The sequence below is a fragment of the Staphylococcus hyicus genome (assembly GCF_000816085.1).
In the GTDB taxonomy this organism is placed as follows: domain Bacteria; phylum Bacillota; class Bacilli; order Staphylococcales; family Staphylococcaceae; genus Staphylococcus; species Staphylococcus hyicus.
Map to the genome: position 1 here is coordinate 1,380,571 of NZ_CP008747.1, position 12,526 is coordinate 1,393,096.

At 33.6% G+C, this 12,526-nt stretch carries 13 protein-coding genes; 12 read left to right on the forward strand and 1 reads right to left on the reverse strand.

Annotation, left to right across the window (positions count from 1 at the left end; translation table 11 throughout):
- Positions 1 to 16: 16 nt before the first annotated feature.
- Entirely contained in the window at positions 17 to 1,123 is a 1,107-nt protein-coding gene (gene ispG / locus SHYC_RS06580; protein ID WP_039645551.1) for a flavodoxin-dependent (E)-4-hydroxy-3-methylbut-2-enyl-diphosphate synthase, read from the reverse strand.
- A 392-nt stretch (positions 1,124 to 1,515) separates the two neighbouring features.
- Between ispG and SHYC_RS06585 the strand changes: the two genes are divergently transcribed.
- From SHYC_RS06585 to SHYC_RS06640, 12 genes are all read left to right on the forward strand, one after another.
- Positions 1,516 to 2,115, forward strand: a complete 600-nt coding sequence (locus SHYC_RS06585) for a superoxide dismutase (RefSeq protein WP_039645554.1) — start codon at positions 1,516 to 1,518, stop codon at positions 2,113 to 2,115.
- Between the two features lie 253 nt (positions 2,116 to 2,368).
- Positions 2,369 to 4,405 carry a peptidoglycan D,D-transpeptidase FtsI family protein gene (locus SHYC_RS06590; RefSeq protein ID WP_039647634.1) on the forward strand — a complete coding sequence of 679 codons (2,037 nt, stop codon included), beginning with the start codon at positions 2,369 to 2,371 and terminating at the stop codon, positions 4,403 to 4,405.
- Positions 4,406 to 4,600: 195 nt separating this feature from the next.
- Complete coding sequence (locus SHYC_RS06595) at positions 4,601 to 5,566, forward strand: PstS family phosphate ABC transporter substrate-binding protein (RefSeq protein WP_039645556.1); 966 nt, start codon at positions 4,601 to 4,603, stop codon at positions 5,564 to 5,566.
- An 81-nt stretch (positions 5,567 to 5,647) separates the two neighbouring features.
- Complete coding sequence (pstC, locus tag SHYC_RS06600; protein WP_039645558.1) at positions 5,648 to 6,574, forward strand: phosphate ABC transporter permease subunit PstC; 927 nt, start codon at positions 5,648 to 5,650, stop codon at positions 6,572 to 6,574.
- Between the two features lies 1 nt (position 6,575).
- Complete coding sequence (gene pstA, locus SHYC_RS06605) at positions 6,576 to 7,454, forward strand: phosphate ABC transporter permease PstA (RefSeq protein WP_039645560.1); 879 nt, start codon at positions 6,576 to 6,578, stop codon at positions 7,452 to 7,454.
- A gap of 128 nt (positions 7,455 to 7,582) precedes the next feature.
- Positions 7,583 to 8,356, forward strand: coding sequence for a phosphate ABC transporter ATP-binding protein PstB (gene pstB, locus SHYC_RS06610; protein ID WP_218958476.1), 774 nt, complete (start codon positions 7,583 to 7,585; stop codon positions 8,354 to 8,356).
- A 4-nt stretch (positions 8,357 to 8,360) separates the two neighbouring features.
- Positions 8,361 to 9,008 carry a phosphate signaling complex protein PhoU gene (gene phoU, locus SHYC_RS06615; protein ID WP_039645564.1) on the forward strand — a complete coding sequence of 216 codons (648 nt, stop codon included), beginning with the start codon at positions 8,361 to 8,363 and terminating at the stop codon, positions 9,006 to 9,008.
- Between the two features lie 55 nt (positions 9,009 to 9,063).
- The gene (gene rpmG / locus SHYC_RS06620) at positions 9,064 to 9,228 is read left to right on the forward strand and encodes a 50S ribosomal protein L33 (protein ID WP_257053265.1); all 165 of its coding nucleotides are present in this window, start codon (positions 9,064 to 9,066) and stop codon (positions 9,226 to 9,228) included.
- Positions 9,229 to 9,340: 112 nt separating this feature from the next.
- Positions 9,341 to 9,880, forward strand: coding sequence for a 5-formyltetrahydrofolate cyclo-ligase (locus SHYC_RS06625; RefSeq protein ID WP_039645567.1), 540 nt, complete (start codon positions 9,341 to 9,343; stop codon positions 9,878 to 9,880).
- Positions 9,881 to 9,897: 17 nt separating this feature from the next.
- Complete coding sequence (locus tag SHYC_RS06630; RefSeq protein ID WP_039645569.1) at positions 9,898 to 11,337, forward strand: rhomboid family intramembrane serine protease; 1,440 nt, start codon at positions 9,898 to 9,900, stop codon at positions 11,335 to 11,337.
- A 1-nt stretch (position 11,338) separates the two neighbouring features.
- Entirely contained in the window at positions 11,339 to 11,542 is a 204-nt protein-coding gene (locus SHYC_RS06635) for a YqgQ family protein (RefSeq protein WP_039645571.1), read from the forward strand.
- On the forward strand, positions 11,539 to 12,525 hold the full coding sequence (locus SHYC_RS06640) for an ROK family glucokinase (RefSeq protein WP_039645573.1): 987 nt from the start codon (positions 11,539 to 11,541) through the stop codon (positions 12,523 to 12,525). The genes SHYC_RS06635 and SHYC_RS06640 overlap by 4 nt, the downstream gene beginning before the upstream one ends.
- Position 12,526 lies beyond the last annotated feature (1 nt).

Sequence of the window (12,526 nt, forward strand, 5' to 3'; positions counted from 1 at the left end):
AAGCCGGTAGCATTTTTTATGATTTTGCTGCTTCTTCTTTTTTATTTTTTTCCCATTCTGTTGCTAATTTATCGATTTCCATTTTAAGTTCATCTACCATTGATTCTTCAGGTACTTTTCGGACTGTTTTACCTTTCATAAACAAGAGTCCTTCACCACGTGCACCTGCAATACCAATATCTGCCTCACGCGCTTCACCTGGTCCGTTCACTGCACAACCAAGAACGGCAACCTTCAAAGGAACTTGTAATTTTTCAATATAGTCTTCTACTTCATTTGCAATTGAAATTAAATCTATTTCAATTCGGCCACATGTTGGGCATGCGATTAATGTCGCAGCATTACTTGCTAAACCAAAAGCCTTTAAAAGTGATTTTGCAACTTTAACTTCTTCAACAGGGTCCGCAGATAAAGAGATACGACATGTATTTCCGATTCCTAAGGCTAAAATCGCACCAAGTCCAGCGGATGATTTAACCGTACCATTGAATAAAGTACCACTTTCGGTAATACCTAAATGTAAAGGGTAGTCAAATGCTTTCGCGGCTTTCGTATATGCTTCAATAGCTAAATTAACATCACTTGCTTTCATTGAAACGATAATGTCATGAAAGTCTAAATCCTCTAGAATTTTAATATGATGTAATGCACTTTCAACCATGCCATCAGCTGTCGGGTAACCATATTTTTTTAATATGTGTTTTTCAAGTGAACCCGCATTAACTCCAATACGAATTGGAATGCCTTTAGCTTTACAAGCTTCTACAACAGCCTCAACTTTTTCACGACGACCTATATTTCCTGGATTAATACGTATTTTATCTGCACCATTTTCAATGGCAATCAATGCTAGTTTATAGTTAAAATGTATGTCAACAACTAAAGGAATATTAATTTGTGCTTTAATATCTTTAATTGCGTGTGCATCTTCTTCATTCGGACAAGCAACACGTACAATTTGGCATCCAGCTTCTTCTAAGCGTTTAATTTCAGCTACTGTTGCCTCAACGTCATATGTTTTAGTTGTGGTCATACTTTGAATAACAACTTCATCAGATCCACCAATTGTCAAATTACCCACTTTTACAGGTCGTGTATTTTTACGATGTGTAATTTCAGACATGAATAGAAACTCCTTTAGACTCTAAATTTAATTGAAAACGCACGTAACATCATGTTTTTCAATGCTAAACCTATTATACAATACCATCTCGTACATATTCAAAACAATCACACCAATTTCGGTTACAATCACATAAAAACACGCTTAAGTCTAATTAAGTAACAAATATCACATAGCGAAAACGTTAAATGTTTAATAATATTACAAACGTCAATATATTAGGTAAAGGCAAGTCTCTTATTCTTGCCGGATTCTATATTGATAAATAATTATTATGTTATTGTATTATTAATTCGAATTGATTAATAACATACTTACAAGCAAATTCATTGTTGTTACTAGCATTTAGTTGCTACAATATAAACGAACATAATTTAGGAGGATGATTATTTATGGCTTTTGAATTACCAAAATTACCTTATGGTTATGACGCATTAGAACCACATATTGACAAAGAAACTATGGAAATCCACCATAGCAAACATCATAACACTTATGTAACAAAATTAAACGACGCTGTAAAAGGTACAGAGTTAGAAGATAAATCTATTGAAGAGCTTATCGCGAATGTTGACCAATTACCTGAGGATAAAAAGACTGCGGTTCGTAACAATGGTGGCGGTCACTTTAACCATTCTTTATTCTGGCAATTTTTATCCCCAGAATCTGAAGAAAAAGGTGAAGTTGTTGACAAAATTAAAGAACAATGGGGTTCTTTAGACGCATTTAAAAAAGAATTCTCAGATAAAGCAGCAGCACGATTTGGATCTGGCTGGGCTTGGCTTGTAGTAAATAATGGTCAATTAGAAATTGTTACAACAGCAAACCAAGATAGCCCATTATCAGAAGGTAAGACACCAATACTCGCTCTAGATGTTTGGGAACATGCATATTACCTGAAATATCAAAATAAACGTCCAGATTATATCAGTACTTTCTGGAATGTAGTTAACTGGGAAAAAGTTGACGAATTTTACGCTGCAGCTAAATAAACTACGATTTGATTAAAGAAATACTTCATTAAAAGATGGTCTACGGTCGAGATGTTATCACGTCTCGACCTTTTTTTATTCAATGAATGTGTTTAACAGTTATTTAGATTGTAACTTATACTAAATTCTATGGATGTAATCATTCACTGCTTAATCTTACAATTTCATACTTCAATCTCTCATAAAACATTAGCAAAATTCATCATTTTCATATATCATTTTTAGTAGTATGACGGAATAGAGGTAGGTTGTGTTGTTAAAACGATTAAAAGAAAAAACAAATGATGAAAAAATGCGCCAAACAATGGATCATCGTATCAATTTTATATTTATTGTAATCATTTTAGCATTTGTCTTAATAGTATTAAGGTTAGGTTATTTACAAATTGCCCAAGGTGCACACTTTAATCAAATGATTCGTGAAAGTGAGAATGTGACAGTGAATGAATCTGCTCCACGCGGTCGAATTTTAGATCGAAATGGCAATGTCATTGTAGATAATGCTTCGAAAAAAGCCATTACATATACCCGCGGTAAAAACACGAGTCAGAAAGAAATTTTAACCACTGCGAAAAAACTTTCAAAGATCATTACAATGAAAACAGATCGCATTACAGAACGTGATAAAAAAGATTATTGGATTATTAAATATCCTGAAAAAGTAAAATCACTTATGAAAAAAGAGCAAACGATGCTAGAAGGTGGGGATATTTCACAGGAGGCCTATGATGAAACTTTAAGGCATAAACTTACGGATACAGATTTAAAGCAACTCTCTAAAGAAGATATGCAAGTTTTAGCCATTTATCGTGAAATGTCACAAGGCACAACATTAAGTCCTCGAACAATAAAAAAAGATAATGTATCTGATGAGGAATATGCGGCAGTCTCTCAACAACTTTCCGATCTTCCTGGTATTAATACCACTATGGATTGGGATCGTAAATATCCATATGGAAGTACATTGAGAGGTATACTTGGACAAGTATCAACGTCTGAAGAGGGCTTACCTAAAGAATTAACTGATGACTATTTATCTAAAGGCTACTCCCGTAATGATCGTGTCGGTAAATCCTATATAGAGCGACAATATGAAAATGTGTTACGTGGCGAGAAAAAAGAGATTCAATATACAACAGATAAATCCGGTGAAGTTATTGATTCAAAAGTAATTAAAGACGGTGCACGTGGTGATGATTTAGTATTAACTATCGACATTAATTTGCAGAAAAAAGCAGAATCTTATTTAGAAAAACAAATCTCTAAATTACGCTCAGAAGGCGCTAAAGATATGGATAGTGCAATGATGGTGATTCAAGATCCACGTAATGGAGATATTCTAGCTATGGTGGGGAAAAAAATCGATAAAAGTGGTGCGCTAACAGATTTTGATATCGGCACATTTACAACACAATATGCGGTTGGATCATCAGTAAAAGGCGCTACATTGCTAGCTGGTTATCAAAATAATGCTATTAAAGTAGGTCAAGAGATGATTGATGAACCGTTACATTTTCAAGATGGTGGGACTAAGCGCTCCTATTTTAACAAAAACAATCAAATTCGCATTTCAGATAGCGAAGCTTTAATGCATTCATCAAACGTATACATGTTTAAAACTGCCTTAAAAATGGCTGGATTAGAATATTCAAATAACATGGCGCTTCCAAATGATGTTACATTACCCGGTCAAAAATTAAGAAAAGGGCTTAATCAAGTTGGTTTAGGCGTTAAAACTGGAATAGATTTACCGAATGAGGTAACTGGGCAAATCGAGCCTTTAAAAGATAATCCAGGAAATTACTTAGACTTAGCAATAGGTCAATATGATACGTATTCACCTTTACAGCTATCACAGTATGTTTCAACAATCGCAAATAATGGTGTAAGGATTCAACCACATATCGCTAAAGAAATACGACACGCAACTCCAGATGATGCATTAGGACCAATCAAAACAACAATACAAGGGCGCGTATTGAACCGAATCAATAACTCTCCCGAAGAAATTAAACAAGTTCAAAATGGATTTGATATGGCATTTAACAAAGAGAAAGGTACAGGATATGCAAGCTTCAGCAAAACAAAAGTACGTACAGCAGGTAAAACAGGTACAGCTGAGGTATTTCAAGATGGTGAACCACGAGTGAATTCTACTTATGTTGGTTATGCACCAGCTAATAACCCTAAATTATCATTTTCTATTGTTTATACAAATCAACCTGTACCAGAACCTTGGCTTAATGGTGGTGATTTAGGTCGTGATGTCATTAATTACTTCTTTGGTTAATGATATATTAATTAAAATACCTTTTTTAAACACACATCAATAATCGGTGTGTGTTTTTTTATGCATTTTGTAAATATACACAATTCCTTAATATTAACACAAAATTTACATTCAATTTATTGGAGGTTAACAATTACTTAGTATGCTAAGAATGTAATTAAAAGTAGTGATTTCTATTACTAGGAGGATGTTTCAATGAAGAAATGGCAAGTATTAGGTACTACAGTCGTAGGTGCATCATTATTACTAGGAGCCTGCGGAGGCGCTGGACAACAAGGTAGCGATAGTGGGAATAAAGGAGAAAATTCAAATGTTGAGGGCACTGTAAAAGGGAATGGCTCATCAACAGTTGCACCAATTATCGAAAAATTAAACGAAGAGTTCTCAAAAAAATATGATAAAGCGACAGTTGAAAACGTTACTTCAGGTACAGGGGATGGATTCAAGCAATTTATTGCAGGAAAAACAGATTTTTCAAATGCCTCTAGACCTATAAAAGATGAAGAAAAACAACAATTAAAAGATAAGAAAATTGACTATACAGAATTCGAAATTGCTAAAGACGGATTAACAATTGCTGTAAATAAAGATAATGACTTTGTTAAAGAACTTTCTTTAGATGATTTAAAGAAAATTTACTCTGGACAAGCAAAAAACTGGTCTGATGTAAATCCTAAATATCCAAAAAAACCGATTAAAGCTTTTTCACCAGACCAATCACATGGTACGTATGATTTCTTTAGTGAAGAAGTAATGAATAAACAAGACATCAAAGCTGAGAAAAACCAAAATACCGATGTAATCGTTAAATCGGTTCAAGACAATAAAGAGGGTATTGGGTTCTTCGCATATAACTTCTATAAAGAAAATCAAGATAATCTAAAAGCCGTTAAGATTAAAGGCAAAGATGGTAAAGCAATTGAGCCAGATGCTAAAACAATTCAAGATGGTTCATACGCTTTAAGTCGTCCATTATTCATCTATGCTAATAACAAAAAACTTAAAGATAATAAAGCATTTGCAGAATTCATCAAATTCACTTTAGATAACAAAGGTAAAGCTGCCGAAGCTAAGGGCGTTGATTATGTAGCATTACCTGAAAAAGACTATAAAGATCAACTTTCTAAATTAGAAAAAATTACAGGTAAAAGTGAAAAATAATGAACGTGCATATAAGCATTAAAGGGAATGAAAGGGACTTGATTTTCTAAGTCCCTTTTTTAAGTAAAGGAGCATACATGTATGAAATCACAGCATAATGTTCGTGAAATGATTCAAAATAAAAGTAATATTGGGTCATCTAAAAGTGATAAAATCATGCCGATCATTTTAGCGGCTATTGCAGCTATTTCTATCTTAACTACAATCGGTATTGTAGTGACACTATTAACCGAAACAATCACCTTTTTTACAAAAGTGCCCATGTCTAAATACTTTTTAGAAACAGACTGGAATCCATTCAGTTCAAATCCCAAGTATGGTATTTGGGCATTAATTTTAGGAACCTTGAAAATTACAGCAATTGCTACCATTTTTGCAGTTCCTGTTGGATTAGGTGCAGCCATTTATTTGAGTGAGTATGCATCAAAACGCACTAAAAAAATTATTAAGCCTATTCTTGAAATTCTAGCGGGTATTCCCACTATAGTTTATGGTTTTTTTGCATTAACTCTTGTAACGCCAATATTAAGGTCACTCTTTCCAAGTATATCAAGCTTTAACGCAATCAGTCCTGGTTTAGTTGTTGGTGTGATGATTATTCCGATGATTGCAAGTATGAGTGAAGATGCAATGTCCTCTGTACCCAATAAAATTCGCGAAGGCGCATTAGGATTAGGTTCTACAAAATTAGAAATGATTTTTAAGGTAATCATACCAGCTGCTACGTCAGGGATTATGGCATCCATTGTTCTTGCCATTTCACGTGCCATTGGTGAAACGATGATTGTTTCATTGGCAGCAGGTTCAAGCCCGTCATTTGATTTAGATTTAACACATTCTATTCAAACAATGACTGCATATATCGTTCAAGTGTCGCAAGGTGATGCTACGAATGGATCTGACCTATATTACAGTATCTATGCCGTAGGTTTTACACTCTTTATCTTTACATTGATAATGAACTTTATTTCACAATGGATTACGAAACGCTTCAGAGAGGAGTATTAAAATGAATTTAATAGATCAAGTTGCAGTAGAGAAAAAGCTCTCTGGTCGTATGACAAAAAATAAAGTATTCAAAGCATTGTTTTTAATGTGTACATTGATTGGTTTAATCGTATTGACCATTTTAATCGTTGATATTTTAAGAAAAGGGTTACCTTTAACGTCAACAGACTTTTTTTCAAATTTTTCAAGTTCTTCCGCAAGCACTGCCGGAATCAAAGGGGCTTTAATAGGTACATTATGGTTAATGATGACACTCATTCCAATCGCATTAGTATTAGGTGTTGGAAGTGCAATATATCTTGAAGAATATGCAAAAGATAACGCGTTTACGAAATTTGTCAAAATTAATATTTCTAATTTAGCGTCTGTGCCATCTATAGTATACGGGTTATTAGGAGCCACAATATTTGTAGGCTTATTAAAATTAGGAAACTCAGTAATTGCTGCAGCTTTAACATTGGCATTACTTATATTGCCTGTCATTATAGTCGCTAGCCAAGAAGCAATTCGCGCAGTACCCAACTCAGTTAAAGAAGCATCATACGGTCTTGGTGCAAATAAATGGCAGACGATAAAAAATGTTGTCTTACCTGCCGCAATTCCTGGTATTGTTACAGGTGTAATTTTAGCCATTTCCCGTGCGATAGGTGAAACAGCACCATTAGTAGCGATTGGCATACCTACAATTCTGTTACGTACACCTAATAGTATATTAGATTCATTTCAAACATTGCCTTTACAAATTTACGACTGGGCACGTAAACCAGGTTTAGATTTTCAAGCTTTATCATCAGCAGCAATTATTGTTTTATTATTAATTCTACTCATTTTGAACACGGTTGCCGTGTTAATTCGAAATAAATTTTCAAAGAAATATTAATTATAGTAGTGAGAGTGAAAAGAGGGTTTCTTATGAATAATATTAAAGAACTTGAAAAGCACACTGAGAAAGTAAATGACCATAGTCATACGCACTATACTTCCGTTGATCAATCTAAGAAAAAAGACATGATTAAAGATGATCAACGTCGTGTAGTTTATTCTACACAAAATTTAGATTTATGGTATGGCGAACAACATTCTTTAAAAAATGTGAATATAGATATTTTAGAAAAAAATGTTACAGCAATTATTGGCCCTTCAGGATCAGGCAAATCAACTTATGTTAAAGCCCTGAACAGAATGGTCGAACTCGTCCCAACTGTTAAAACATCGGGAAAAATTCTTTATCGTGATCAAAATATTTTTGACAAAAACTATCCAGTAGAAAAATTACGTACAAATGTTGGCATGGTATTCCAACAACCGAACCCATTCCCTAAATCTATATATGATAACATCACATATGGACCTAGAATTCATGGTATTAAAGATAAGAAAACCTTAGATGAAATTGTTGAAAAATCACTGCGTGGCGCAGCGATTTGGGATGAATTAAAAGATCGACTAAATCAAAATGCATATGGGTTGTCAGGCGGACAACAACAACGTGTGTGTATCGCACGTTGCCTCGCAATTGAGCCAGATGTAATTCTCATGGATGAACCAACATCAGCGTTAGACCCTATTTCGACTTTACGAGTAGAGGAATTAGTTCAAGATTTGAAAAAAGATTATTCTATTATTATCGTAACGCACAATATGCAACAAGCTGCACGTGTTTCAGATAAAACTGCATTTTTCTTAAATGGCTATGTAAACGAATACGACGATACAGATAAAATATTTTCTAATCCGTCAGATAAACAAACTGAAGATTACATTTCGGGACGTTTTGGTTAATACTATGGTAATTAGAAAAAGATACGAAGGTCAGTTAAATGAATTATTTAAAGATATTCGCACACTCGGCCTTCATACGTATTCAATGATTGATCAGTCGATTCGAGTTTTAACAGATAGCCAAATTACACATGCTAGAGAAATTATCAATAACGATAAAAAAATAAATAAATTAGAATTTGATATTAATGAAAAAGTAGTAATGTTAATCACAAAGCAACAACCTATGGCTAAAGATTTACGGCTAATGATGTCTACTTTAAAAATCGCTTCAGAATTTGAAAGAATGGCTGATAACGCTGCAAATATTGCTAAAATCCGTACACGCGCTAAATTTACAGATAAGTATTTAGTTATGCGTTTAGAAACTATGGGTAGATTGGCACTTTTAATGTTGAAAGATTTAAATGATGCTGCGAAAAACGATGATTTAGATCTTGTAAAAGAAATTATTGATCGAGACAATGATATTGATGATTTATATAAGCAAATAGTAAATTCAACCTATTTAATAGATAATGATCCATTCGTATCAGGTCAAGCACATTTAGTGGCAAGGTACTTGGAACGTATTGGCGATCACATTGTAAATATCTCTGAACATATATACTATTTTATTACTGGTGAAAGATATGAATCCTACAATAATTAACCCTTTCCATTTACGTACGAAGATGGTATGATAATAAAGTCGTATTTTAAGAAAGATGAGGAGGGTTAATATGCGTGTCAACGTAACTCTTGCTTGTACAGAATGTGGAGATCGTAACTATATTTCTACTAAAAACAAAAGAACGAATCCAGAACGTATCGAAATGAAAAAATTCTGTACTCGTGAAAATAAACACACATTACATCGTGAAACTAAATAGTTTTTTCTTGGGCTAGAACACATTGTGTTCTGGCCATTTTTTTAACTTGATTTTCATGACATTAGTCATTGGGCACGCTATAATATACATAGATTTAAGAGGAGGGATGAGAATGAGTAAGAATGAAATGCGCAAAACCACTCTTGCCTTAATGCGTGGAATGAACAAAAAGGCTAAATCTAAAGCAGACCATTTTTTGTTTCAACAGCTCATTGAGCATGAAAAATTTGTTAATGCACAAAACATAGGTATTGTTTTATCCATGCCTCACGAAGTTCACACAGATCCAATAATACGGTTTGCACTTGAACATCATAAATCTGTTTTTGTACCTTCCACAAATTACCAATTGCACAAAATGCAGTTTCAACAATTAGAAGATTTAAATCACGTTGAAATTGATGAAAAATCAATCCGGTATGTACCAACTGAAACTCAAATAAAAAACGAACTGGACCTCGTCATTGTCCCGGGAGTAGTATTTAATCATGCTGGATATCGAATAGGTTATGGTGGCGGATATTTTGATCAATTCTTATCTCAATATCACCCTAAAACAATTAGTCTTGTATATGACATTCAATTATCAGACCAAATACCAGTTGAGCCTCATGACTATCCCGTACAAGAACTTATTATTGCAAAAACATAGCACTTTGGAGGCACGATATGATTGATGAAAAATTTCAATGGAAAGCCACATTTTTATGGATAAAATATTATAACTATAAATGTGTTCATTATGATAAAGAAAAGAATGAAATTTGGCTTGCTAATCATAAAAAACAACATGTTGTTATTTTTAAATTTGGTGAGTTTACATCACAAGAACTTAGTTTTACTCACGAGAGATTAAAAGAGCATAAAGAAGACATTGACGCTTTTTTATCTTTTAATGTAAGAAATTATAATGTGTACGTCTTTAATGATAAAAATATTGATGTGCAACATTTCACTGAGCATCATCCTATTAAAATTAAATTTCACCATTTTGATTCTCGCAAAGCATTTATAAAAAATATAAAACATCCTTTATTAAAAAGGGAATTGAGTCAAAAAGACACGAAAACAAGTACATATTTTAAACAACGCACATTGAACCAAAATCCGGTTGAACATGCAATGTATCAATTCGCGCCTATAACCTATAGTTTAATTGCAATAAATGTCCTCATTTGGCTTATTATTCTGTTTTTTGTTCCCCACAAGACCGATTTAGAAGTTATTAACATCGGTGCGTTATCTCATTTTAATTTTGTTCATGGGGAGATATATAGATTAATTTCGTCGATTTTCCTACACTTAAATTTCGAGCATTTATTATTTAATATGTTAACGCTTTTCATATTCGGTAAAATTGTTGAATCTTTAGTAGGAAGTTGGCGAATGGGCGTTATTTATTTTTTCTCAGGTATTCTAGGCAACCTCTTTACACTTGCATTTTTAAATGACAACATATCACTTGGTGCAAGTGGGGCGATTTTTGGATTATTGGGTTCAATTGTAGCAATTATGCTAATTAGTAAGCAGTTCACACAAAAAATGATGCTACAAATTATTATTGCAACAGTCATTATGGCAGTGATTTCTTTATTTATGAGTAATGTTAATATTGTTGCACATTTAGGCGGTTTATTGGCGGGCGCTCTCATTGTGTATCTCGGTCACTTTTATCAAACATATAAAAAAGGCTTTAATATATTAGTGATTATTACAGCGGTATTAATAATAGGATTACTATTACGTATCTTTTTAATTGAAGATGTGAATATATATAATAAAATCATTCAAAAGCAGATGAACGATGGTAATTTATCGGGAGCTAAGCATATGATTAAAGAAACTGTAAAAAAAGATTATGCAAACGATGAAACGTACTATCTTTCTGGTTTTGTAATTGCAGCAAAAGATTCTAAAGCTGAAGCGATAGCCGAATGGGAAAGAGGGTTACGCGCATTCCCTAATTCACCAATATTAAATTATCAAATGGCTATTGCAAATCGATCCTTAGGCGATAACAAAAGCGCTAAGAAATTTATTAAAAAAGTTTTAGATGTGAATCCCCAAAATAAAAATGCACGTAATTTAAAAAAAGAACTGGATGATTAACATGCAGACAAACCTCCGGACATTTTATGATGTTTTACAATTATTAAAACAATTTGGTTTCATTGTTTACTTTGATGATGAAGATGATATGCTAGAGATGATAGAGCAAGAGATTAGAACGCTTTATAAACATGGACTAATCAGCAATGAAACGTTCATGCAATCAAAATTGTTAATTAATCAAAGAAGGATGAAACGTGGATGAAAAAAGATTTAATTTTAGCAGCCGATGTAGGCGGTACAACTTGTAAGTTAGGCATTTTTAGTGATCAATTAGAACGTCTCACAAAATGGTCTATAGAAACAGATATATCAGATCCTACAGGACGTAAACTTCTTAAACAAATTTATAACGCGTTTGTGAAAAAATGCGAATCTCTTAATTTTGACATGAATCGTATTATCGGAATGGGCATCGGCATTCCTGGCCCTGTAGAGTTTGAGACGGGGATCATTCATGGTGCAGTGAATTTAAATTGGCCAGGCAAAGTCAATGTACATGCGATTATGTCTGAATTTGTAGATTTCCCTGTATATGTTGACAATGATGCAAATGTCGCAGCATTAGGTGAAAAACACTGCGGTGCAGGGAAACAAGCGGATGATGTAGTCGCAATAACATTAGGAACAGGCTTAGGTGGCGGTATCATCTCTAATGGAAAAATTGTACATGGACATAACGGCTCAGGTGCTGAATTAGGGCATATTCGTGTTGATCATGATCAAAGATTTAAATGTAATTGTGGTAAATCAGGATGTATTGAGACAGTGGCATCAGCTACAGGTGTTGTAAATTTAGTCAACTTTTATTACCCTAAGCTCACTTTCAAATCATCTATATTACATCTCATTAAAGAGAACAAAGTCACTGCCAAAGCAGTTTTTGATGCAGCTAAACAGGGGGATCAATTCTGCATATTTATAACAGAACGTGTCGCGCATCATATCGCCTATTTAGCAAGTATAATCAGTGTAACAACAAACCCTAAGTACATTATATTAGGCGGAGGCATGTCTGAAGCTGGAGATATTTTAGTGGAAAATATTAAAACAGAATATCGCCACCTTACATTCACTCCAGCACAAGAAAACACTGAAATTGTTCGAGCTGAATTAGGTAATGATGCTGGTATTACCGGTGCAGCAGGATTAATAAAAACGTATGTCATACAAAAGGAGCGAATTTAAA